Origin of the sequence: Streptacidiphilus monticola (assembly GCF_042658505.1) — a bacterium.
GTDB lineage: Bacteria > Actinomycetota > Actinomycetes > Streptomycetales > Streptomycetaceae > Streptacidiphilus > Streptacidiphilus monticola.
The window spans coordinates 18,268-40,665 of sequence record NZ_JBHSQJ010000023.1 but is presented as its reverse complement, the minus strand read 5'-3'; the positions used below and the strand labels follow the sequence as shown (position 1 = coordinate 40,665).

26 protein-coding genes are annotated in these 22,398 nt (G+C 73.9%); 10 read left to right on the top strand and 16 right to left on the bottom strand.

What is annotated here, in order from left to right; genetic code table 11:
* Positions 1-216: 216 nt before the first annotated feature.
* Positions 217-657: a hypothetical protein gene (locus ACFP3V_RS07600; protein WP_380581132.1), complete on the bottom strand. Its 441-nt coding sequence runs from the start codon at positions 655-657 to the stop codon at positions 217-219.
* Positions 658-863: 206 nt separating this feature from the next.
* The gene (locus tag ACFP3V_RS07595) at positions 864-1,517 is read right to left on the bottom strand and encodes an NAD(P)H-binding protein (RefSeq protein ID WP_380581130.1); all 654 of its coding nucleotides are present in this window, start codon (positions 1,515-1,517) and stop codon (positions 864-866) included.
* Positions 1,518-1,668: 151 nt separating this feature from the next.
* Between ACFP3V_RS07595 and ACFP3V_RS07590 the strand changes: the two genes are divergently transcribed.
* On the top strand, positions 1,669-2,280 hold the full coding sequence (locus ACFP3V_RS07590) for a GNAT family N-acetyltransferase (RefSeq protein WP_380581128.1): 612 nt from the start codon (positions 1,669-1,671) through the stop codon (positions 2,278-2,280).
* Here ACFP3V_RS07590 and ACFP3V_RS07585 read toward each other — a convergent pair.
* Positions 2,256-3,551, bottom strand: coding sequence for an MFS transporter (locus ACFP3V_RS07585; RefSeq protein WP_380581126.1), 1,296 nt, complete (start codon positions 3,549-3,551; stop codon positions 2,256-2,258). The genes ACFP3V_RS07590 and ACFP3V_RS07585 overlap by 25 nt on opposite strands.
* Before the next feature lie 101 nt (positions 3,552-3,652).
* Here ACFP3V_RS07585 and ACFP3V_RS07580 point away from each other — a divergent pair, with 101 nt between their 5' ends.
* Positions 3,653-4,255 (top strand): TetR/AcrR family transcriptional regulator, encoded by a 603-nt coding sequence (locus tag ACFP3V_RS07580; RefSeq protein WP_380581124.1) that lies wholly within the window; start codon positions 3,653-3,655, stop codon positions 4,253-4,255.
* Between the two features lie 523 nt (positions 4,256-4,778).
* Here ACFP3V_RS07580 and ACFP3V_RS07575 read toward each other — a convergent pair.
* On the bottom strand, positions 4,779-5,426 hold the full coding sequence (locus ACFP3V_RS07575) for a LysE family translocator (RefSeq protein WP_380581122.1): 648 nt from the start codon (positions 5,424-5,426) through the stop codon (positions 4,779-4,781).
* 83 nt (positions 5,427-5,509) lie between these two features.
* Positions 5,510-6,532: a DMT family transporter gene (locus ACFP3V_RS07570; RefSeq protein ID WP_380581120.1), complete on the bottom strand. Its 1,023-nt coding sequence runs from the start codon at positions 6,530-6,532 to the stop codon at positions 5,510-5,512.
* A 21-nt stretch (positions 6,533-6,553) separates the two neighbouring features.
* Between ACFP3V_RS07570 and ACFP3V_RS07565 the strand changes: the two genes are divergently transcribed.
* On the top strand, positions 6,554-7,129 hold the full coding sequence (locus ACFP3V_RS07565; RefSeq protein WP_380581118.1) for a helix-turn-helix domain-containing protein: 576 nt from the start codon (positions 6,554-6,556) through the stop codon (positions 7,127-7,129).
* 12 nt (positions 7,130-7,141) lie between these two features.
* On the opposite strand, the gene ACFP3V_RS07560 is transcribed toward ACFP3V_RS07565, so the two are convergent.
* A complete protein-coding gene (locus ACFP3V_RS07560) occupies positions 7,142-8,062 on the bottom strand; it encodes an ATP-dependent DNA ligase (protein WP_380581116.1) in 921 nt (306 codons plus the stop codon).
* A gap of 24 nt (positions 8,063-8,086) precedes the next feature.
* The gene (gene ku, locus ACFP3V_RS07555; protein ID WP_380581114.1) at positions 8,087-9,067 is read right to left on the bottom strand and encodes a non-homologous end joining protein Ku; all 981 of its coding nucleotides are present in this window, start codon (positions 9,065-9,067) and stop codon (positions 8,087-8,089) included.
* 72 nt (positions 9,068-9,139) lie between these two features.
* Between ku and ligD the strand changes: the two genes are divergently transcribed.
* Together ligD and ACFP3V_RS07545 are read left to right on the top strand one after the other, a co-directional pair.
* Positions 9,140-10,039, top strand: a complete 900-nt coding sequence (ligD, locus tag ACFP3V_RS07550) for a non-homologous end-joining DNA ligase (RefSeq protein WP_380581112.1) — start codon at positions 9,140-9,142, stop codon at positions 10,037-10,039.
* A 39-nt stretch (positions 10,040-10,078) separates the two neighbouring features.
* Positions 10,079-10,939, top strand: a complete 861-nt coding sequence (locus tag ACFP3V_RS07545) for an SAM-dependent methyltransferase (protein WP_380581110.1) — start codon at positions 10,079-10,081, stop codon at positions 10,937-10,939.
* A 368-nt stretch (positions 10,940-11,307) separates the two neighbouring features.
* On the opposite strand, the gene ACFP3V_RS07540 is transcribed toward ACFP3V_RS07545, so the two are convergent.
* Positions 11,308-12,993, bottom strand: a complete 1,686-nt coding sequence (locus ACFP3V_RS07540; RefSeq protein WP_380581241.1) for an FUSC family protein — start codon at positions 12,991-12,993, stop codon at positions 11,308-11,310.
* 795 nt (positions 12,994-13,788) lie between these two features.
* Here ACFP3V_RS07540 and ACFP3V_RS07535 point away from each other — a divergent pair.
* A complete protein-coding gene (locus ACFP3V_RS07535) occupies positions 13,789-14,193 on the top strand; it encodes an RNA-binding S4 domain-containing protein (RefSeq protein WP_380581108.1) in 405 nt (134 codons plus the stop codon).
* Between the two features lie 63 nt (positions 14,194-14,256).
* Positions 14,257-15,006, top strand: a complete 750-nt coding sequence (locus ACFP3V_RS07530; protein ID WP_380581106.1) for a trypsin-like serine peptidase — start codon at positions 14,257-14,259, stop codon at positions 15,004-15,006.
* On the opposite strand, the gene ACFP3V_RS07525 is transcribed toward ACFP3V_RS07530, so the two are convergent.
* Positions 14,990-15,910 carry a DMT family transporter gene (locus ACFP3V_RS07525; protein ID WP_380581104.1) on the bottom strand — a complete coding sequence of 307 codons (921 nt, stop codon included), beginning with the start codon at positions 15,908-15,910 and terminating at the stop codon, positions 14,990-14,992. The genes ACFP3V_RS07530 and ACFP3V_RS07525 overlap by 17 nt on opposite strands.
* Positions 15,911-16,080: 170 nt before the next feature.
* On the opposite strand from ACFP3V_RS07525, the gene ACFP3V_RS07520 reads away from it, so the two are divergent.
* Positions 16,081-16,434, top strand: a complete 354-nt coding sequence (locus ACFP3V_RS07520) for an ArsR/SmtB family transcription factor (protein WP_380581102.1) — start codon at positions 16,081-16,083, stop codon at positions 16,432-16,434.
* A 25-nt stretch (positions 16,435-16,459) separates the two neighbouring features.
* On the opposite strand, the gene lgt is transcribed toward ACFP3V_RS07520, so the two are convergent.
* Both lgt and ACFP3V_RS07510 read right to left on the bottom strand, forming a co-directional pair.
* Positions 16,460-17,320 (bottom strand): prolipoprotein diacylglyceryl transferase, encoded by an 861-nt coding sequence (lgt, locus tag ACFP3V_RS07515; protein ID WP_380581100.1) that lies wholly within the window; start codon positions 17,318-17,320, stop codon positions 16,460-16,462.
* 83 nt (positions 17,321-17,403) lie between these two features.
* Positions 17,404-17,817, bottom strand: a complete 414-nt coding sequence (locus tag ACFP3V_RS07510; protein ID WP_380581098.1) for an organic hydroperoxide resistance protein — start codon at positions 17,815-17,817, stop codon at positions 17,404-17,406.
* 68 nt (positions 17,818-17,885) lie between these two features.
* Here ACFP3V_RS07510 and ACFP3V_RS07505 point away from each other — a divergent pair, with 68 nt between their 5' ends.
* Positions 17,886-18,371, top strand: coding sequence for a MarR family winged helix-turn-helix transcriptional regulator (locus ACFP3V_RS07505; protein ID WP_380581096.1), 486 nt, complete (start codon positions 17,886-17,888; stop codon positions 18,369-18,371).
* 47 nt (positions 18,372-18,418) lie between these two features.
* The gene (locus tag ACFP3V_RS07500; protein ID WP_380581094.1) at positions 18,419-18,616 is read left to right on the top strand and encodes a DUF5302 domain-containing protein; all 198 of its coding nucleotides are present in this window, start codon (positions 18,419-18,421) and stop codon (positions 18,614-18,616) included.
* A 128-nt stretch (positions 18,617-18,744) separates the two neighbouring features.
* Here the strand turns inward: ACFP3V_RS07500 and paaE are convergent, their stop codons facing one another.
* Genes paaE through paaA form a run of 5 tightly spaced genes read right to left on the bottom strand, consistent with a single transcriptional unit; the run spans position 18,745 to position 22,387 of the window.
* Positions 18,745-19,833, bottom strand: a complete 1,089-nt coding sequence (gene paaE, locus ACFP3V_RS07495) for a 1,2-phenylacetyl-CoA epoxidase subunit PaaE (protein ID WP_380581239.1) — start codon at positions 19,831-19,833, stop codon at positions 18,745-18,747.
* Positions 19,797-20,303: a 1,2-phenylacetyl-CoA epoxidase subunit PaaD gene (paaD, locus tag ACFP3V_RS07490; protein ID WP_380581092.1), complete on the bottom strand. Its 507-nt coding sequence runs from the start codon at positions 20,301-20,303 to the stop codon at positions 19,797-19,799. The genes paaE and paaD overlap by 37 nt, the downstream gene beginning before the upstream one ends.
* Positions 20,297-21,130 (bottom strand): 1,2-phenylacetyl-CoA epoxidase subunit PaaC, encoded by an 834-nt coding sequence (gene paaC, locus ACFP3V_RS07485; protein ID WP_380581237.1) that lies wholly within the window; start codon positions 21,128-21,130, stop codon positions 20,297-20,299. Before paaC ends, paaD begins: the two co-directional genes overlap by 7 nt.
* A gap of 13 nt (positions 21,131-21,143) precedes the next feature.
* Complete coding sequence (paaB, locus tag ACFP3V_RS07480; protein ID WP_380581090.1) at positions 21,144-21,425, bottom strand: 1,2-phenylacetyl-CoA epoxidase subunit PaaB; 282 nt, start codon at positions 21,423-21,425, stop codon at positions 21,144-21,146.
* A complete protein-coding gene (gene paaA / locus ACFP3V_RS07475; RefSeq protein ID WP_380581088.1) occupies positions 21,422-22,387 on the bottom strand; it encodes a 1,2-phenylacetyl-CoA epoxidase subunit PaaA in 966 nt (321 codons plus the stop codon). Before paaA ends, paaB begins: the two co-directional genes overlap by 4 nt.
* Between the last annotated feature and the right edge of the window lie 11 nt (positions 22,388-22,398).

Below are 22,398 nucleotides of genomic sequence, written 5' to 3'. Positions count from 1 at the left end.
GGGTTGCGGTGTCCGGTGGCGGCGGCACCCCCGGCCGAAGGCTGGGGGAAGAACGCAGCGGAGGGTCGCCCTCGTACTGCATGTACTTTGGGCGCGCCCGACAGCGCGGCGTGGCGGCACCCCCGGCCGAAGGCTGGGGAAGTGCCGTGCCGGGCGCCGCAACCCGGTGGACCTGTCCGGTCCCGGCACCAGCGGCGGGGAGCGCGTCCGCCCGGTTCACGACGCCGCGAGGGCCGCGCGGACGCGGGCGGCGCTGACGAGGGCCAGCAGGGCGGCCAACAGCAGCCCGCACACGCCCTGTTCGACCTTGACCCACAGCGGCAGCGAACCGGGCACGGCCAGCAGCACGACGATCGCCGTGAGCATCACCCCGCTGAGGAGGCGCAGTCGGCGGTGGGCCCCGCGCGAGCCGCGGGCGGCCCGGGCGACGAGCGCCAGGGTGAGCACGGCGCTCGCGGTGACGATGGTCCCCCGGACCCAGACGGTGGGCGTGACCAGGTCGGCATGGCGGTGCAGCAGGCCGGCCGCGAGCAGGGTGGCGGCACTGAGGCCCAGGTAGGCGACGGCGCAGAGCCGGGCCCGACGGAAGGAGCGGGCGACCTCCGCGGAGGCGGTGGCGGCGACGGGGCCGCTGGACGTGCCGGTCGAGTTCGTCATGTCCGCCATGGTGCGGCGGCGGGATCGGCAGAGGGAGTGCGGCCGTCCACGACTCCCCCATGACACTTGTCACGACCCGCCCGAGGCCGCGGCCGGCCTGGCGGTGCGGCTGCCGCGTGTGTCCGGGCCGGGATGACGGTGCCTCAACTCCCTTGCCGCAGCGCGGCACTGTCGCCCAGCCGCCCAGCCGCCTCAGGAGACCCCCGTCAGGAGACCGCGCGCACCGCCTCCGCCACCGGAGTCTCCCCGGCGATCAGTTCCAGGATCTTCCCGGCCGTGCTCGGCGCCGACGTCAGCTCGGCGAGGTCCGCGGCGACGGCGTCGCGGGGGACGCCGCCGCGGCCGGTGTGCTCGGCGAGGCGGACGCGTCCGCTGCCGGGCTCGTCGCCGAGGACGCCGGGACGGAGCACGGTCCACTCCAAGCCGGGCTGGGCGGTCAGGTGGGCGTCGGCCTCGCCCTTCGCCTGGAGGTAACGGGCGAACTGGTCGCCCATGCCCTCGGGCCGGGTGGCCGCGCCCATGGAGGAGACCATCAGGAACCTGGGGACGCGGGCGAGTACGGCCGCGTCCACGAACTTCACCGCGCCGTCGCGGTCCACGTGCACCGTCCGGTGGGCCTGGCTGCCGCCGCCCGCGCCCGCGGCGAAGACCGCGACGTCGGTGCCGGACAGGACATCGGCCAACTGCTGGACGCTCGCGCTCTCCAGGTCGCAGACGATGGGCTCGGCTCCCGACGCCCGCAGGTCGTCGGCCTGCCCGGGAGCCCGGACCAGGCCGTAGACCTCGTCGCCCCGAGCGGACAGCAGCCGCTCCAGTCGCAGTGCGATCTTCCCGTGTCCCCCGGCGATGACGATACGCATGCCCGCGACGCTAGTCCGCCGGTGCCGTGCTGGCGCGCCGACACGAGCTGTAATAACCTCCTCCCGAGTTCATCCATTACCTGTCCCTTTTCGCCCGGGGAGTCCACATGGCCTATCCGCACAGCGAGACCGTCGCCGCCTGGGTCGCCGGATGGACGGTCTCCCGCCGCACCCCGACGCCGTCGCCGTGCCCTGGGGGCTGCGCGTGGACGTCGGCCTGCCCGGACACCTCGCCCGCCACGTGCTGTTGGCGCCGGACGAGGAGGTCGTGCGCAAGGCGGCGGCCGAGATCGCGGCCGAGGGCGCGCGGGACGTGTGGATCAAGGCCTTCCTGGACCCCGACGCGGTCGGCCGCTGGCTCGGCCCCGACTGGGAGCCGGACGCACCGGGCCATCTGATGACGGTTCAGCTCCGGCGCTCGCCGCAGATCCGCGTCCCGGACGGCTACACGCTGGACATCGCGGTCGAGGACCGCGTCGCCGTCGCCTGCGTCCGGACCGGGGACGGAGAGCTCGCCGCGAGCGGGCGGATGGCGGTGACCGGTGCGACCACGGCCGTCGCCGACCAGATCGTCACGCAGGATTCGCACCAGCGGCGGGGCCTCGGCTCCGCGGTGATGCGGAGCCTCGCCCACGCCGCGCTCGACCACGGCGCCCGCACCGGCATCCTGGCCGCCAGCGACCAGGGCCAGGCGCTCTACCGCACGCTCGGCTGGACCACGGTGGCCGAGCTCGCGAGCTACGCCTTCCGCCCCGCCCGCTGAGCCGTCGACTCCTGCGCCGACGCGTCCGACGCCTCCTGACCGGTGGAGGACGCCAAGGGCCGGGCCTCGCCCGGCTGCTGACGCCCCATCAGCAGGGCCGCCACCAGCGAGGCCACCGAGAGCGCGGCCACCACGCCGCCGTACACCACAGCGGTGCGCAGCAGGCCTGCATGCGGGACGGCGAAGCCGGCGACGACCGCGGGCAGGCTGAAGGCCAGGTAGTTGACGACGTAGAGGGTCGCGAACAGCTCCGCCCGCTCCCCCGCGGCGGCCAGCGGACCGAGGGTGCTGAGCGTGCCCAGGAACGCCACGCCGAAGCCGACGCCGGCGACGGCGGTGGTCACGAACAGCAGGGCCAGGCTGTCGAGTTCGAGGGCCGCCAGCGTTCCCAGCATGCCCACGGCCAGTGCCGCGGAGCCCAGCACCAGCTGCGGTCGGGCCGCCCGCCCGCGCATGGCGTAGGAGCTGACCGTGGCGGCCGCGCACAGGGTGGCGATGGCGAGGCCGCCGACCAGGTGGTTGCCCACGTGCAGGACCCGGGCCACCAGCGAGGGGACGAGCGAGAGGTACAGCCCGCCGACGGCCCAGTTTGCGATCATGCCGGGTACCAGCGCCGTGAACGCGCGCCGCGCCTGGCGCGGCACCCGCGCCCGCGGCAGCAGCGAGCGGGCCGCGCCGGGACGCCGGACGGCCGTCTCCGGCAGAGCGGTCAACGCGAGGGCGGCGAGCAGGAACGCGGCCAGCAGCAGCACGTAGACGAGGGTCCGGGGCGCGGGGGCGTACTGGACGAGCAGACCGGAGCCGAGCGCGCCCGCGGCCAGGCCGAGGGTCGCGAAGGCGCCGTTGATCAGGGGGCCGAGCCCGGGACGGCGCTCCGGCTGGAGGTCGATCAGCGCGGCCGCGAGCGCGCCGGTGGCCGCTCCGGTCGCCACGCCCTGGACGGCGCGGGCCACGAGCAGCCAGCCGACCCCGCTCGCGCCCACGAACAGCAGCATGGCGACCGCTTCCAGCAGTGCGGAGGCGATCAGCACCGGGCGGCGGCCGAGGTGGTCGGAGAGGCTGCCGACCACCAGCAGGGCGAGCAGCAGGAACAGGGCGTAGACCGCGAAGACCGTGGTCAGCACGGCCGCGGAGAAGCCCCAGCGCGCCTGGTAGACGACGTAGAGCGGCGAGGGCGCCGAGGCCGCGAACATCAGCAGTAGGAGCACCGTCGCGACCAGCCAGAAGGCCGGTCCGCGGGAGATGCGGGGCAGGGCGGGCAAGGCAGGCATGGCGGCAGCCTCCGAGGATGCCTAAAGCAAATGGGTTGGCTTTAGTGGACGCTACAGGTGCGCCTGCGTTAAAGCAAAAGCAATTGCGTTAGCATTCCCCCGTGAGCACCACCGAACCCCGCCGGGACGCCGGCAGCACGAGCAGCGGCACTCGGCCCGGGGGCCGCAGCGCCCGCGTGCAGGCGGCGGTCCACCAGGCGGTTGCGGAACTGGTCGCGGAGCAGGGCCCGGACCAGCTGACCATCCCCGCGGTCGCCGCCCGCGCGGGCGTCAACCCGACTACGGTATACCGGCGTTGGGGCGACGTCAGCCAACTGCTGCAATCCGTCGCGGTGACCCGGCTGCGCCCGCACGACCCCGCACCCGACACCGGGGACCTGCGCGCCGATCTGACCGAGTGGGCGGAACGGACCCTCGCTTCGATCACCCACCCGGAGGGCCTGGCGCTGCTGCGCGGCTCCATCAGCCGCTCGGCCTCGGACCGCACCCCCAACCCCTGCCTGGACGCGCGGGCCCTGCAGATCGCCACGATCCTCGCCCACGCCGACGCACGCGGCGAGCCCCACCCGACCCAGCAGGAGGCCATGGACCACCTGCTCGCTCCACTCTTCTTCCGCGTGCTCCTGGCCCTCGAACCCACGGACGCCCCCTACGCCCGCAGCCTGGTCGCCGACCTGCTCGATCGCCCGCCCACCCCCCGCTAGAGCCTTCCCGCCCAGGTCTTCGCCCCCACGCTGCCCGCCTCCACCGCAGGGGCCCCGACGCGACCTGCGCCGCACCCAACGCCCCGGCCGAAGGCCGGCGACCGCCGACCCAACTGCCGCACCACGCGCGCCAAAAGGCCATCCCGCTCCCGCCCCAAAACCACACAGCCCCGCCCCGGCGCCACACCGCTCCGCCCGAAGGCCGACGAGCAGCGGGCCGGGCACGCCCCGCCTGGCGGCGCCGAAGCGCGGCGGCACTCCGAGCCGCCTTCGCCCCGGCCCGGTCACGCTCAGTCGCCCACGGCCAGCCTCACACCGAAGGCCGGCAAGCCTCGGCCCAACTGCCGCACCACGCCCGCCAAAAGGCCATCCCGCTCCCGCCCCAAAACCACACAGCCCCGCCCCGGCGCCACACCGGTCCGGCCGAAGGCCGGGGGCGGCGGGCGGGCCACCGCAACGGTGTGGGGGCGCCCGAAACGCGTCGGGGCTCCGGACCGTCTGCCGCTGGCGCGCGTGGTCGCGCTCAGTCGCCCAGAGCCAGCCTCACACCGAAGGCCACGATCACCGTTCCGGTGATGCGGTCCAGGACGCGGCGGGCGCTGGGGCGGCGGAGCCAGCCGCGCACCGCGCGGGCGAAGGCGATCAGGACCGCGGACCACAGCAGGCCCAGTACGACGTGCTCGGACGCGAGCAGCACCCCGAAGGCGAGATGCGGGGCGTGTGCCGGGATGAACTGCGGCAGCACCGCCACGTAGAAGACCCCCACCTTCGGGTTGAGCAGGTTGGTCGTCGTCCCCTGCCGCCAGCCGGCTCCGAAGCGGTCGGCGGAACCCGTGGGCAGGTCGGCCCGGTCCCCTTCCGCATCGCCGCCGCCCCGGCGCCGCAGCGTGGCCAGCACCATCCGCCCGCCCATCCACAGCAGGTACGCCGCCCCGGCCAACCGCAGCGCGTCATAGGCGAGTTGGGACGCGGCGAGGATCGCCGTGACGCCCAGGGAGGAGAGCGTGCCCCAGAGCAGCGTCCCGGTCTGGATGCCCAGCACCACACCCCAGGCGCGGGCCCGGTGGCCGAGCGCGGCGGTGCGGAGGATGAGCGCGGTGTCGAGGCCCGGGGTCAGCGTCAGCAGGCCGACGACGAGGGCGAAGGACCAGAGGGCGGTCGTGGTCGTCATGGAGCCCCAGACTATCCGGCCACGTACGCCCGTCCCCGCGCGCCCCCACCCGCACCTGCCGGTCCGTCAACTCCTGTCCCCGTTCAGGGCGTTGACGGCGCCACCGCCTCCTCCTCCGCCACCACGGGCCGCGGCGACGGCTGCGGCGACGGCACCGGCACCGGCACCGGCACCGGCACCGACACCGGCTCGCCCGCCGCCGGCGTCGGCACCGCCGCCCGGCGTCGCGGCTGCCATTCGCTGACCAGCACGCCGAGCACGATCAGCCCCGCCCCCAGCAGCGCCGGCCCCGGCAGCCGGTCGCCCGCGATGCGGCCGACGACGCCGCCCCAGACCGGCTCACCCGCATAGATGACGGTGGCGCGCATCGGGGGCACCGACTTCTGCGCCCAGTTCATCGTCAGCTGGATGACCGCGCTGGCCGCGCCGAGGCCGACCGCCGCGACGAGCCAGACCCAGGAGAAGCCCGGCACCGGCTCGCCCGCCACCGGCATCGCCAGAAAGGACAGGACGCCCGCCGACAGCAGCTGCACGAAGGTGATCCGCCGCAGGTCGATGCGCCCGGCGAAGCGGGCGATCAGCACGATCTCCGCCGCCGCGGCGACCGCCGCGCCCAGCGTGGCCAGCTCCCCGATCCCGAAGCCGCCGCCCGCCACGGGCCCGGCGACCAGCAGCAGGCCGCCGAAGGCGCAGGCGATCCCGACCAGCCCGGTCGGCCTGGGCGACCGCCGCAGCACGAGCCATTGGAACAGCGGCACCAGCGGGACGTACAGCGCGGTGATGAAGGCGGACCGGCTGCTGCTGACCGTCTGCAGGCCGAAGGTCTGCAGGGCGTACCCGAGGAAGATGCTCACCCCGACGGCCACGCCCGCCACGGCCTCGCGCCAGGTCAGACCCGCCAGGGCACCGCGGAAGACGAGTAGGGTGAGCAGCCCGGCAGTGACGAAGCGGAGCCCCACGAAGAAGAGAGGACCGCTGTGTTGCACGGCGACGTGGACGATGAGGAAGGTCGTGCCCCAGAACATGGTGATGACCATGAGGGCGAGGTCGTGACGACTCAGGGCGGGGAGGGGCAGCCTCCGGCGGGGCGACGGGCTGTGCAACATACTGCACAGGATATGCGCACTATGCTGCACAGCAATACCCCTGCCGTCGACCGGCCGCGCTCCGACGTCCTAGCCTTCGTCGGTGAGAACCTGCGCCGCCTGCGCCGCAGGGCCGGGCTCAGCCAGGTCGCCCTCGCCGAGGCCTCGGGCATCAGCCGTCGCATGATCGTCAACCTCGAGGGCGGCGACACCAACGTCAGCCTCTCCAGCCTGGACCGCCTCGCCGAGGCCCTGGACGCCACCTTCGTGGAACTGGTCAGCGACCCGGCGGCGCAGAGCCGGCGCATCGATGCCGTCGTCTGGCGGGGCGAGCACCCGGGCAGTGAGGCCGTCCTCCTCGGCAGCGTCCCGGCGCGCGCCGAGGCGCAGCTGTGGACCTGGTCACTCGGCCCGGGCGAGCGCTACCGCGCCGAGCCCGACCCCGAGGGCTGGCACGAGATGATCGCCGTCGTCGAGGGCCGCCTGCTCATCGAACGCGACGAGGGCCCGGTGACCGTCGACGCGGGCGGCTACGCCATCTACGGCTCCGCCCAGCGGTACAGCTACGTCAACCTCCACGACGGCATCACCCGCTTCATCCGCACCGTCGTCTGCTGAACACCCGTGCGGTCAGCCGCTTCTGACGCCCCGCCAGACCGGCTGGCGCAGTCGGCCGAGGGCCGTGATGTCGGCGTACTCGACCTCGCCGCGGAGTTCCGGCCGGAGCCAGTGGGCGCGGCGCATCCGGGGCTCCAGGACGGCGGGACCGCCTGCAAAAGGGCACGTGTCGGCCGCCAGCCGCGCCAACTGCGGTGCCAGCGCCAGCCGTTCACCGGGGCCGAGGCCGGAGCCGACCGCCCCCCGGTACTCCAGCAGCCCGCCGCCCTCCCCGCTCGGGACGCCGACCAGCAGGCTGCGCGGCTCCCCTGTCTCGTCCTCCAGCCAGCCGCCGACCACGACGTCCACCGCCGGCCGGAACTTGAGCTTCAGCCAGTCGGACGAGCGCACGCCCGCCCGGTACCGGCCGGCCAGGCGCTTGAGCACGACGCCCTCCAGGCCGTGCTCCCGCGTCCAGGCCACCGCCGCCTCCGGGTCGCCGATCCACGCGGGCGGCACGTGCACCGCTCCGCCCTCCAGCCCCAGGCCCTCGAGCAGGCCGCGCCGCTCCGTGTACGGCAGCGGCATGGTGTCCCGATCGTGCAGCTCCAGCACGTCGAAGAGCATCAGTACCACCGGCACCTCCGCCATGGCCGCCCGCACCTGGGCCGACCGGCGCAGGCTCATCCGTTCCTGCAGCCGGCCGAACGACGGCCGCCCGTTGGCCGGGTCCAGCGCGACCACCTCCCCGTCCAGCACGGCCGATGACCCGCCGAGCAGTTCGCCCAGCACCTCGGCCTCCGGATAACGCAGCGTCGCGTCCGCCCCGCTGCGGGCGAACAGCTGCACCCCGCCGTCCCGGCCCACCGCGCAGACGACCCGCATGCCGTCCCACTTGACCTCCCCGGCCCAGAGCGAGCCGTCCCTCGGCAGGGCGCCGGGCGTGGCCAGCATCGGCGCGACGAAGCCCGGCAAGGCTCAGGACGCCCGGCGCGAGGCGGACTTCTTCGCCGCCGTGGTCTTCTTGGCGGCCGCCTTCTTCGCGGGTGCGGGCTTCTTGGCCGCCGCCCGCTTCGCCGGGGCCTTCTTCGCCGCAGGTGCCACGGCTTCCGGAGACTCCGCCTGCTCCGCCGCGGCCTCCGGCTCCCCCTCCTCGCCCTTCCGCCGCGAGCCGCGCGACGCCTTCGCCGCCTTGACGCTGCTGCGCAGCGCCTCCATCAGGTCGATGACCTGCCCGCCGCCGCCCGGCTCGGCCGGCTCCTCGGGCGGGGCGACACCCTCGGCCTTGGCCTCCAGCACCTCCTGAAGTGCCTGCGCGTACTCGTCCCGCAGGGCGTCCGGGTCGAAGTCCTCCGAGAGCGTGTCCATCAGACTGCGGGCCATCTTCAGCTCCTGCGGACGCAGTTGCTCGTCCGGGGGCGCGATCCGCCCGGGTTCGCGGATCTCGTCCGGCCAGAGCACGGTCTGAAGCACCATCAGGTCCCCCTGCACCCGCAGCACCGCCAGCGACTCGCGCGACCGGAGCGTCACCTTGGTCACCGCCACCTGGCCGGACTCGCGCAGCGCCTCCCGAAGCAGCACGTAGGGCTTGGCCGGGGCCTTGTCGGCGAGGCCGACGTAGTAGGGGGTGGACCAGCGCAGCGGGTCCATCTGCTCGGCGGGCACGAAGCCGAGCACGTCGATGACCCGCTTGCTGGGCACCGGGAGGTGCGAGAGGTCCTCGTCCGTGAGCACGACCGTGCTGCCGTCGCCGGGGTTCTGCCAGCCCTTGGAGATCTCGCCGTAGGGGATCTCCTTGTCCTCCGCCTCGCAGAACCGCTTGAGCCGGACGCGTGAGCCGTCCTTCTCGTGCACCTGGTGCAGTACCGGCCCCGAATGGGACTCCGTGGCCGAGTAGAGCTGCACGGGCACACTGACCAGCCCGAAGGAGATGTTGCCCTTCCAGGTGACCTGCGGCATGACGTGCACCTTTCCTCGGCCCAACGTGACAAAACCCCAGCAAACGGGACAAGTCAATTCATAATGGCCGACATGCCGGAACGCATCACCGTAGAGGTAGACGGACGCAGGCTCACCCTCTCCCATCTGGACAAGCCGCTGTGGCCGGAGTTCACCAAGGGCGAGGCGCTGGACTACTACGCCCGCGTCGCCGACGCCCTGCTGCCGCACACCCGGAACCGGGCCGCCTCCTTCGTCCGCTTCCCCGAGGGCGTGGCCGGCGAGCGCTTCTACGCCAAGAACCCGCCCGGCGGCACCCCGCCCTGGGTGCGGCGGGTGGACGTGCCGAGCAAGTCCGAGGGGACCAAGGCCCACGTCTCCGTGGACGACCGCCCCTCGCTGATGGCCCTGGCCAACCTGTACTGCCTGGAGATCCACGTGCCGCAGTGGAACGGCACCGACGGCGCGGAGCTGCACGACCGGCTCGTCGTCGACCTCGACCCCGGCGAGGGCGCGGACCTGACCGACTGCTGCCGGGTCGCCCTGCTGATCCGCGAGGCGCTGGCGGCGGACGGGCTGGACTGCGTCCCGGTCACCTCGGGCAGCAAGGGCCTGCACCTGTACGCCCCGCTGCTGCCCTCCCCCGCCGAGGCCGTCCTCGACTACGCCCGGCGGATGGCGGAGCGGCTCGCCATCGCCCACCCGAAGCAGGTGGTGGCCCGGATGACCAAGGCCCTGCGACCCGGCAAGGTGTTCGTCGACTGGTCGCAGAACAACACCGCCAAGACCACCTCGACGCCCTACACCCTGCGCGCCACCAGCCCCGCGCCGGGCGTCTCCACCCCGGTCACCTGGGACGAGGTGGCCGCCTGCACCGACCCCGCCCAACTCGCCTTCGGCCCGGACGAGGTGCTGGACCGGATCGCCGCCTCGGGGGACCTCGCCCTTGATCTTCTGGACCCAACTGCCGCTACAGTGATCCCCGTTGACTGAGCGACAGGCCCGGCGACACCGGGGAGGGGAGCGCGGGCCATGGCCGCGGACGACTGGGGCTTCGGCGCCTGGATGAGCACGGCTCTGGAGCTCGAACCCGTCGACCGGGTCGAACTCCACACCGACCGGCCCCAGTCGGCCCGGATGTACGACTACCTGCTCGGCGGGAAGACCAACTTCGCACCGGACCGCGAGATCGCCGGTCAGGCGCTGGCCGCGTTCCCGGGCCTGCGGGACGTCGTCCGCGCGGGCCGGGCCTTCCTGGGCCGGGCCGGCTCGTTCCTCGCCCACGAGGGCATCGACCAGTACCTCGACATCGGCTCCGGCATCCCGACCAGCCCCAACCTGCACGAGACCGTGCAGGCCGTCCGGCCCGAGGCGCGCGTCGTCTACGTCGACAACGACCCGATCGTGCTGGCCCACACCCGGGCCCTGCTCAACAGCACCCCCGAGGGCCGGATCGACTTCGTCGCCGCCGACCTGCGCGACCCGAAGGCCATCCTCGCCCACCCCTGCCTCGCCGGACCGGACGCGGCCCTGGACCTGGACCGCCCGGTGGCACTGGTGCTCAGCGCGGTCGTGCACTTCCTCGCGGACGAGGACGACCCGCACGGCATCGTCGCCACGCTGGTGGACCGGCTCGCTCCGGGCAGCTGGCTGGTCCTCGCCCACGCCACCGCCGACGCCAGCCCGGACCAGGTCGGCCGCGCCGGCTCGGCGTACCGCTCCGGCGGCGTGGGCATCCACCCCCGCTCCCTGGAGGAGGTCAGCGCCTTCGCGGCGGGCCTCGACATCGCCGCGCCCGGCGTCGTCCATCCCGGCGCCTGGCGCCCCGCCCCCGGCGGCCCCGTCAGCGCCACCACCCCCGACGGCTACGTCTTCGCCGCCCGCAAGCCCTGACGGGCGGTCAGGGTCCCGCCCGCTGCCCCGTCGTCGGCCTCCCGCCCCGAAGACATCCCGGCTGCCCCGGCCACCCCCACGCGCGGGGCCGGGGGAACGCGCGCTCAGCCGCGGAGCGCCGGGCGCCCTTCGACTCACCCAGGGCAGACCCGCAAGCCCAGACGCCCTGTCAGGGCCCCCGCGCAGAGTCCGCCACCGGCGGCTTCCTGCCGCAGACCACCGCTGCCCCCGGTCACCTGGCCTGGCGCTGAGGTTCCGCCCGCCGGGGCCTGGCCCATGCCGCTCCCGCCCCGAGCACGGTCGGCTCGACGGCTCGCATCCACAGGGCAGCACAGAGCACCGCCAACTGCCTCTCCCGGCATGGACTTTCAGCCTGTCGACGGCAGCCTGCCGAGCAGCCGCTCCAGCTCCCTCCGGTGGCGTGGCGGCAACTCACCCTCCCCATGGTCGAGTTCGACCGCAGCCGCCGTGGCGGTGTCGACCAGGCGCTCCAGCGCTTGCAGTACCGGGGCCGCCGCCAGGGCGGGACGTGCGTGCGAGGGAAGCTCCGCCGCCGCCAGTTCCACCCCCGCCCGCGCCGCGCCCAGCTCCCGGTACGCCGCCCGCCGCAGGCGACCCCGCGCGACGGGATCGGCGCCCGCGCCCGCGAGGACGTGCCGCAGATACTCCCCCGCCGCCCGCTCGGCCCGCGCCCGGCGCAGCGCGACGCCGACGCCGTGGTGCCCCGGAATGGGCACGTGCCCCACCAGCAGCACCAGGGCGCAGGCCAGCAGCGTGTCCTCGATCCGCGAGCCGACCAGTCCGGCCCCGCCCTCCCGGCCGACCAGGGTCAGCACCAGAACCGTGATCACCCCCGTCTGCAGGGCGAAGTGACGCAGCGACAGCGGGATCAGCGCGCCCGTCACCGCCACCACCGCGACCGGCAGCCACAGCGTCCCGGGCAGCTCCGGGGCGAGCACACCGAAGACCCCCGCACCGACGACCGTGCCGAGCACCCGGTTAAGCGTCCGGGAGACCAGCGGACCGAGGTCGGGCTTGACCAGGAAGGCCGCGGTCACCGGGAGCCAGTACCAGTGCGCAGGGTGCAGGGCCTGCGCCGCCGCCGTGCTGGCCGCGGTGGCGAGGGCGACGCGCAGCCCGTACTCCCGCCCGGCGGGGCCGAGCGCCGCCCGCATGCCGCGTGCCCAGCGGCGGGCGACCGGCGCGGGAACGGCGGCGGTCGGGGTGCCGAAGGTCTGCGCCGCGGCCAACAGCGCGTCGTCGAAGGCGCGTTGAGCCGCCGTCGCCCGCCCGGGGGCGGGCAGCGGACCGCAGGCGCCGCCGTCGCGTACCGCCTCCGCCAGGCGGCGCGGACCCCGCGCCACGCGAGTCGGCAGGCGCTCGCCCTCCCAGGCGAGGGCGGTGGCCGCCTCGGCGAGCGGGTGCACCGCGGCGAACTGCGCCCGCAGCCGCCGCTCGGCCGCGCCCAGCGCGCCGCGGCGGAGCCGGGGACCGGTGAGCGCGTCCTGCGCCCGGTCGAGCGCAGCCGACAGGGCGGCCCGGCGGCGGGAGTGTTCTGACGGCCCGTCGGCTTCGAGCAGCGCGGCGACGGCCTGGTACGCGTCGGCGACGGCGCCACGCTCGCCATCGAGCAGGTACGGTCCGCCCCGCCCGGGCGCGGGCAGTGCGACACGCAGCGCCAGCAGCCAGGCCGCGCCGCCCAGGAAGCAGAGGGACTGGGCCCACGCGGGCAGCGGGGTGGCGATGCCCCAGCCCAGGGCGGCGGTGATGAGCAACTGCGTGCCGACGGCGGACGCGACCGGCCCGACCGCGCTCACGCCTCCGGCGACCAGCCCCACCAGCCCGAGGCCGAGCACGGCGGCGCTGACGGGAAGCCCGGAGACCTGCGCGGCCTGCCCGGCGCCGAGCCCGACCGCCCCGCCGAGTGCCGGGACGCCGATCCGGGCAAGCGCCGAACGCCTGCTGCCGGGACGGTCGTTGACGCCTGCGAACATCGCGCCGAGCGCGAGCGGGATCGCCGCGGAGACGGCCCCGAAGGCCAGCGCCCCCACCATCGGCACCACCCCGACCGCCCCTCGCCCGACGGCCCCCCACGGCACGGGCCCCCGCTGCCAGCGGAACGCATGCGCAAGCCACAGCGGTGGCGACGGACGCGACACAGGCCTCACTCCTCCTCGGAGAGTCGTCTGACGGACACTCACCTCGGACAACACCGGCCTGGGCGTGCGACTCACTGTAGACGAACCGTGTTTCACGAAGGTGAACCCCTCACCGGCCGCCCCCACCCCCAACGCCAGTTCAACGAGCCCACCCCAGCCCACCACCGACACCCCACGCACCGCCCCACAGCCACCCCTCCTCCCCACAAGCCCCCCACCACCCCGACCAAGGCCCGACCAACCACCGGCCTGGCCCACCTGCGCGCCGCACCACGCACCCTCCTGCCCGCCGCAGCCGCCCGCCTCGGCGGGAGGCCGAGCGGGGTGGTCCGCGGGCTGACGAACTCACCGCCAGGCCACGGCTGTCACAGCACAAGCCGGCCCGCGACCAATCGCGGCACCCGTCCGCCACCGACCCCCGCCCTCCGCATCCCCCCGCTCCCCCCGGCCGAAGGCTGAGCGACCGCACCCCCGCCAACAGGCCGCAGGCACCGCACAGCACCGCCCCGCCCCCATGCCCACCCGTCGAAAGCCACACGCCACCCCGGCCGAAGCCCGGGCGACCGACATCGGGCGTCGGGCGGCCTCGCTGCCGGGCGCAGCGAGCGCAGCGCGCCGGCACGTGCGCTGCCCCACCCCACCGCCACCGGGGCTCTCTCGACACCGGCCCTCGGGCCGTAAGCTCGGAGCATGTCCGACGCCCCCGATTCCCTCAGCAGTGCCCGGGTCGACGCGTGGCTCTGGGCGGTGCGGCTGACCAAGACCCGCTCGCAGGCGAACGCCGCCGCCCGCGCAGGGCACGTGCGGATCAACGACGAGCGGGCCAAGCCCGCCCAGGCGGTGAAGGTCGGGGACCAGGTGCGGCTGCGCGGCGAAGGCCGCGAGCGGATCGTCGTCGTGTCGAAGGTGATCGTGAAGCGCGTCGGCGCGCCCGTCGCCGCCGAGTGCTACGTGGACCACAGCCCGCCGCCGCCCGCGCGCACCGACATCGCGCCCGTCGCCGTCCGGGACCGGGGAGCGGGTCGCCCCACCAAGCGGGACCGGCGCGAGATCGAGCGCCTCTTCGGCGCCCAGCGCCGAAGCGCCGGCCGCTGATTCTCAGCGGACCCTTACCTCGTCCCCATACCGGCGTCATGCGCCTCCGCCAACCTGATCCGCATGACGCCGCTCCGCTTCCCCAGGGCCGCCGCGGCCTGGCTGGTGCTGCTCACCGCGGGTTTCTGCACCACCGTCAGCGACCAGGCCTCGGCCGATGGTTTGGGCATCGGCCGTCTCGCCCCGGCCGGTGCCGCCGCCGCGCGGATCGGCGCGCTGTTCTCCGGCGGCGACCACTTCTGCACGGCGAGCGTCGTCGACAGCCCCGCCGGGAACCTCGTCATCACCGCCGCGCACTGCCTCAGCGGGGGCGCGAGCGGCGTCTCCTTCGCGCCCGGCTACCGCGCGGGCACCGCGCCCTACGGCAGTTGGCCGGTCACCGCCGTCGTCGTCGACGACGCCTGGAGCCAGGACGAGGACGAGGACCACGACGTCGCGTTCGCCGTCCTCGGTCCGGACAGTCAGGGGCGGAGCGTTCAACAGGTCGTCGGCGCCGAGGAGTTCGACGCCGAGACCGATCCCGCCGCGGCCGCCGCGGCGGAGCCGGTCAGCCTCACCGGCTACCCGGACGGCGACGACGACCCGATCACCTGCCGCAACCTGGTGGACCACTACTCCGCCACCCAGCTGCGCATCGCCTGCACCGGCTACACCGACGGGACCAGCGGCAGTCCGTGGCTGCTGGGCGACCGCGTCGTCGGGGTGATCGGCGGCTTCGAGCAGGGCGGCGCGACGCCGGACGTCTCCTACAGCGTGCGCTTCGGCACGGACGCGGCCGTGCTCTACGCGCAGGCGGTCACGGGTTCTCGCTGAGCCGCGCGCCGCGCGGGGCCGCAGCCGTCCGGCGCGGGGCGGAATCCGCGGTCTCCTGCGGCAGGATGTCCAGCCGCGAGAGGCCGACCACGCCGGTCAGCACCAGTCCCACGCCGATGATCGCGGGCAGCAGCCACCAGCCGGTGCGGACGTGCTCGTCGTAGAGGGTGACGCCGAGGGAGAGGCTGATCAGGGCGTCGCCGAGGGTGAGCGCGGGTTGCGAGGCCACCAGCGGGCCGGCCTGCATGGCGTTCTCCAGCAGGAACAGCGCGCCGACGCCGACCGCCGCGAAGGCGTAGGTCTGCCAGGCCTCGAAGAACGCGGCGACGCCGTCGTGGTCGAGGGTGTCGGTGGCCGACTTCATCAGCGCCGCGGTCAGTGCGTAGCCGATGGCCGCCGCGAAGCCGAGGCAGGCGGCCCGGGCCGGGCCGACCGGCCGCCGCAGCGCCGCCGCGCAGAGGACGGCCATGGCGCCGCCGCAGCAGGCCAGGGCCAGGAACCAGAGGGCGGCGGGGGCCTGCGGATTGCCGCCGCTGGGCGCCGCGCTCCCCAGAGCGAGACCGAGGCCGGTGACGATCAGCCCCACCGAGACCCAACCCGCCCGCGACATCTGCCGCTTGAAGACGACACCCGCGATCAGCAGGGCGAACGGCAGCTCGAGGACGAAGATCGGTTGGACGACCGCCAACGGGCCGGTGGCCAGGGCGACGCCCTGGAAGAGCGCGGCGAAGACGACGCCGAGGATGCCGAACAGCCAGATCGGGGTGCGCAGCAGATCCCACATCAGGCCGATCCGGAAGCCCTGGGACTGCGGGACGGTCAGCGCGGCACGCCGCTGCAGCACGGTGCCGAGCGCATTGCTCACCGCCGCGAGTACCGCGAACACCACGGACAGCACGGCCATGCGCAGCCGTCCCCTTTCCGGTCGACACCGCCAGCTGACACTTACCAACACCTGACGTGCCGCCAGGACTTCCCACAACTCCCGCCGCCTTCGATGCTAGCGGGCAGATCGTTTCTGCTCGGTACGATGACGATGCGTGTAGGGGTGAACAGCAGCGGAGGACGGCGCGCATGGAGCAGGCGGCGGTCGAGGCCGAGGTCGCGGTGCCCCCTGCCGGGCGCCTGGACGCGTCGGCCGCGGCCCGGGTCGCCGGAGCGCTGCAGGCGCTGGCCACGCCGTCGCGGCTGATGATCCTCGCCCGGCTGCGCGAGGGGCCCTGCGCGGCCACCGAACTGGCGGCCGAGGTCGGCATGGAGCAGTCGGCGTGCTCGCACCAGCTGCGGGTGCTGCGCGAGCAGGGCCTGGTCAGCAGCGAGCGGCACGGCCGCAGCGTCGTCTACGCGCTCTACGACGCGCACGTCCGCGCCCTGCTGGACCAGGCGGTCTACCACGTCGAGCACCTGAGCCGGGGTCAGCTGCCGTGACGGCCGCCGCCTGAGGGCCCGTCGCTCAGGCGTGCTGCTTGGACGAACCCTCGCTGCTGTCGGCGGGCTCCGGCGTCGGCGGCACCGACTTCCCGGTGCGGTTCTCGGGTTCCGGCCGGTTGCGCGTGGCGATCAGGTACGCCACCGCTGCCAGGAAGAGGATCAGCGAGGTCCAGTCGTTGAGCCGGACCCCGAAGAACTCGTTGGCGTGGTCCGTGCGCAGCGACTCGATCCAGCCGCGGCCCGCCGTGTAGAGGGCGACGTAGAGGGCGAAGAGGCGGCCGGAGTGGAACTGCCAGCGCCGGTCCACGAGCAGCAGCACGGCCATCACGCCGAGGTCCCACAGCGACTCGTAGAGGAAGGTCGGCTGGAAGACGCCGTGCACGCCGTCCTTGTTGATCTCCAGGCCCCAGGGCAGCGAGGTCCGGTCGCCGTAGAGCTCCTGGTTGAAGTAGTTGCCCCACCGGCCGATGGCCTGGGCCAGCACCAGCCCGGGGGCCATGGCGTCGGCGAAGGCGGAGAGCTTGATGCCCTTCTGCCTGCAACCGATCCAGGCACCGACCGCACCGAGGGCGACGGCGCCCCAGATGCCGAGACCGCCGTCCCAGATGTAGAGCGCGCGGATGGGGTGCTGGCCCTTGGTGAAGTACAGCTCGGGGTCGGTGATCACGTGGTAGAGGCGACCGCCCAGGATGCCGAAGGGCACCGCCCAGAGCGCGATGTCGAAGATGTCGTCGGCGTTGCCGCCCAGCTTGACCCAGCGCTTGCGGGTCAGCCAGATCGCGGCGGCGATGCCGGCCAGGATGCACAGCGCGTACGCGCGGATCGGCACCGGACCGAGGTGCCAGACGCCCTGCGAGGGGCTGGGGAGGTACGCGAGATCCATCAGGGCCGTTCCCTTTGCGACCGGTGGGCCCGTCCCGGGGAGTAGGGGCCCGCTGCTGCTGCGGGCCCCACCCTACATGCGCCCTACTCGATGATCAGCTCGACCGGGATGTTGCCGCGGGTGGCGTTGGAGTACGGGCAGACCTCGTGCGCCTTCTTCACCAGCAGCTCGCCCTGCTCCCCCTGGAGCGACTCCGGCAGCTCGACCCGGAGCACGACGGCGAGGCCGAACCCGCCCTGCCCGTTGCTGCCGATGCTCACCTCGGCCGTCACCGAGGCCTCGCTGGTGTCCACCTTGGCCTGACGGCCCACCAGGCCGAGCGCGCTGGCGAAGCAGGCGGAGTACCCGGCGGCGAAGAGCTGCTCGGGGTTGGTGCCCTGCCCGTTGCCGCCCAGCGCCGGGGGCATGGCCAGGGCCAGGTCCAGCTGCCCGTCCGAGCTGACGGCCCGGCCCTCCCGGCCGTTGGCGGTGGCGACTGCGGTGTAGAGCGCGTCCATGGCAGAAGACTCCTTCGGTCGATTGCGCATCATTCAATTGCGCACAACTGAATACTACACTAGGAGGCATGACGATCAACCCGGGACCGGAACCGGAATCGGAGACCGAGGCGCGGTCGGCGGACCTGCTGCGCCTGGAGCACCAGGTGTGCTTCGCGCTCAACAGCGCGTCCCGCGCCTTCGGCGCGCTCTATCGGGACCTGCTCCAGGACCTGCAGCTCACCTACCCTCAGTACCTGACGATGATGGCGCTGTGGCAGCACGGCGACCTGCCGGTCAAGCGCATCGGCGAACTGCTGCGCCTCGACTCGGGCACGCTCTCCCCGCTGCTGAAGCGGCTGGAGGCGGCAGGGCTGGTGCGGCGCGAGCGCTCGACGGAGGACGAGCGCGTGGTCGTGGTCTCCCTCACGGCGTCCGGCGAGGCGCTGCGCGGCCCGGCCCAGCGGGTGCCCCGCGAACTCGCCCGGCGGTCCGGCCTGGAGACTGCGGAGCTGCGTCAACTCCATGAGCTGCTCAATCGCCTGACGGACCGTCTGGACGCGGCTCTGACATGACACACTGGGAGCCGCCGAACGGCGGCCCTATCCGGAGGTCAGCAGTCATGTCCGAAGACGTCACGCAGGAACAGCACGAGAGCCCCGAGGACGACGTCAAGCGCAAGTTCCGCGAGGCGCTGGCCCGGAAGCGCGGCCCCCAGGTGGAGGGCGGCCAGGGTCACCACCCGGGCGATCCGTCCAAGATCCACGGCACCCACGGCAGGTCGGGCGGCGCCCGGAACTTCCGCCGCAAATCGGGCTGACGCCCGCCTGCACCATCAGGGGCGCGGGGACCGCGCGACCAGCCCCACCGCTGAGGGAGGTCCTTCCCCGATCAACGGGTCGAACCTCCGCGAGGGGGCTGGTCGCGCGGTCCCCGCGCCCCTGATGGTTACTCGTCGAAGCTCAGCGTCACGCAGTCACTCGTGGCGCGAGCCTGGCAGGTGAGGACGTAGCCGGCGTCGACCTCCTCGCGCTCGAGCGCGAAGTTCCGGCGCATGTGGACCGTGCCCTCGACCACCTTCGCGCGGCAGGTGCCGCAGACACCGCCCTTGCAGGCGAAGGGCAGGTCGGGCCGGGCCGCCTGCGCAGCGTCCAGCAGGAGGGCGTCCGCCGGTACCGCGAGCGACGACTCGCGGCCGTCCAGGCGGACCGTCAACTCCACGCTCGGGCCGGTCGGTTCGGGCTCCTCGTGGCGCAGCGGCTCGGGCGCGTCCCCCTCTTCCGCGAAGAAGAGCTCACGGTGCACCCGGTCCCCCGGGACGCCCGCCTCGGCCAGGACCTTCCGGGCGTCCTCGACCATGCCCAGCGGGCCGCAGAGCCACCAGTGATCGACGTCCGCCACGTCCACCAGGGCGTCGAGCAGGGCCGCGAAGTGCGCGCCGTCGATGCGGCCGGTCAGCAGCTCCGCCTCACGGGGCTCGCGGGAGAGCACGTGCACCAGCTGGAAGCGCGCCGGGTACCGGTCCTTCAGGTCGGCCAGCTCGTCCGCGAACATCACGGTGTCCGAGCGCCGGTTGCCGTAGAACAGGGTCACCCGGGACTCCCCGTCCGCGAGCGCGGTCGCCGCGATGGACAGCAGCGGTGTGATCCCCGATCCGGCGGCCACCAGGGCGTGGTGGGCGGGACGGCTCAGGTCGGGGGTGAACAGGCCCAGCGGGGGCAGCGCTTCCACGACGTCTCCCGGCCGCACGTCCCGGACCAGCCAGGACGAGAACAGGCCGCCGGGCACCTCGCGCACGCCGATCCGCAGCGGGCCGCCCTCCGGCGCGCAGATCGAGTAGGACCGGCGCTCCTCGCGGCCATCGACAAGTCGACGAATCGTCAGCGACTGGCCGGCCCGGAAGCGGTACTCCTCGGCGGGCGCGTCGAAGGTCACCGCGACGGCGTCCGCGCACAGCGGCTCGACGGCGGCGACCCGCAGCGGGAGGAACTCGGGCACCGTCACAGCTCCTTGACCTGCTCGAAGGGTTCCCGGCAGACGCGGCAGCGGCGCAGCGCCCGGCACGGGGTGGCGGAGTGGCGGCTGGTCTCCTCGGTGTCGGGAGAGCCGCAGTGGGGGCACGGGACGACAGCGGTCCGCGTCGGCAGCAGGGTGAGCGGCACGGGACCGTCGCGCCGGGGAGCCGGGCCCGGGGGCGCGATGCCGGCCGCCAGGAGCTTGGCCCTGCCGGTCTCGGAGATCCAGTCCGTGGTCCACGGCGGGCTCAGCACGGTGACCACCCGGACCTGCTCGTAGCCCGCGTCCCGCAGCGCCGCGTCGAGGTCGGCGCGCATCTCGGCGATCGCCGGGCAACCGCTGTAGGTCGGCGTCAGCGCCACGGTGACGCCTCCGTCCGCGTCCTCACGGACGTCCCGCAGCACGCCGAGCTCGGCCAGGGTCAGCACCGGCAGCTCCGGGTCGCGGACCGCGGCGGCGACGCTCGCGGCGGACTGACGCACCGTCACCATGTCGCCCCCGGATGCGTCCGGGCCACCGACTGGAGCTCCTCCAGCAGCGGCGCAAGGTGCTCCCCGTGCTCACCCCGGCGTCCGGACGTCGTGACCGGCGTGGCCTGCGGCTCCGGAAGGGTCGCCGCGCGGAGCACCTGGCGCAGCACGTCCTCGACCTCCTCACGCAGCTCGGGCGCGGCGGCGTGCAGTTCGCCGAGGTAGGGCCAGAGCTTCCCGAGCGCGGCCAGCATCCGCCGCCGCGACTCCTCGGTGCCGTCGCCGAGGCGGAGGACCCACTGGGCGGCATGGTCACGGTGGTAGCTCAGCTCGGGGACGGCCTTCGCCGCGACGGCCGCGAGCACCGGGTCCGGATGCGTGCGCAGCCGCTGCATCAGCGCGAGCCGCCAGGTGGAGTGCAGCAGCAGGCCGGTGACGCAGTGGGCGAAGTCGCCCCGGGGCTGCTCCACCAGCAGCAGGTTGCGGAACTCCTCGGGGCCGCGCGCGTAGGCGAAGGCGTCCTCGTCCCGGCCGGTGCCGTCGACCTGGCCGGCGCGGGAGTAGAGCAGCCGGGCCTGGCCGAGCAGGTCGAGGCCGATGTTGGCCAGGGCGACCTCCTCCTCCAACTCGGGCGCGCGCGTCGTCCACTCGGCCAGTCGCTGCGCGGCGACCAGCGCGTCGTCGCCCAACTCGACGCAAAGAGCCGCGAGTTCGCTGGTGTCCACCCCCTCGGGGACGGTGGGGTCGACCCCCATCAGCGGGTCCTCGAAGCCGGTGCCGAAGGCCCAGCGGCCGTCGCCGTCGCCCTCCACCAGGGAGAGGTAGACGTGGTCGTCGTCCTGGTCGATCACGCGGTCGCTCCTAGATGTGCGGGACGTCGTCGGGGATGGCGTAGAAGGTCGGGTGCCGGTAGACCTTGTCCCCGCTGGGCTTGAAGAAGGCGTCCTTCTCGTCGGGCGAGGAGGCGGTGATCAGGTCGGAGCGGACCACCCAGATGCTGACGCCCTCGTTGCGGCGGGTGTAGAGGTCGCGGGCGCTGGTCAGCGCCATCTGCTCGTCGGCGGCGTGCAGCGAGCCCACGTGCACGTGGTTGAGCCCGCGCTTGCCACGCACGAAGACCTCGAACAGCGACCAGTCGTTCATCCCTGCTCCTCCTGCGAACCGTCCTGCTGCCAACGGTGCTGCTGCGAACGGCCTTGCTGGGCGCGGTGCTTGGCCGCGTGCGCGGCGGCAGCCGCGCGGACCCAGGCGCCGTCCTCGTGCGCCTGCCGGCGCCGGGCCATCCGCTGCTCGTTGCACGGGCCGTCGCCGCTGATGACCCGCTTGAGCTCGTCGAAGTCGGGCCGCCCGAAGTCGTGGTGGCCGCGCTCCTCGTTCCAGCGCAGCTCCGGGTCCGGAAGCGTGACGCCCAGCTTCTCCGCCTGGGGGACCGTCATGTCCACGAAGCGCTGCCGCAGTTCGTCGTTGCTGTGCCGCTTGATGCCCCACGCCATGGACTGCGCGGTGTTGGGCGAGTCGTCGTCCGGCGGGCCGAACATCATCAGCGAGGGCCACCACCAGCGGTCCACCGCGTCCTGCACGTCGGCGCGCTGGGCCTCGGTGCCGGACATCATGCGCAGCAGCAGCTCGTAGCCCTGGCGCTGGTGGAACGACTCCTCCTTGCAGATCCGCACCATGGCGCGGGCGTAGGGCCCGTAGGAGCTGCGGCAGAGGGGCACCTGGTTGCAGATCGCCGCGCCGTCCACGAACCAGCCGATGACGCCGACATCGGCGAAGGACAGCGTCGGGTAGTTGAAGATCGAGGAGTACTTCTGCCGCCCCTGCAGCAGCAGTTCGGTGAGCTCGGCGCGGTCCACGCCGAGGGTCTCGGCGGCGGAGTAGAGGTACAGCCCGTGCCCGGCCTCGTCCTGCACCTTGGCGAAGAGGATCGCCTTCCGGCGCAGGCTCGGCGCCCGGGTGATCCACTCCCCCTCCGGCTGCATGCCGATGATCTCCGAGTGCGCGTGCTGCGCGATCTGCCGGACCAGCGTCTTCCGGTAGCCCTCGGGCATGTCGTCCCGGGGTTCGATCCGCTGGCCGCGGGCGATGAGCGCGTCGAACGTCATGCCGATCAATC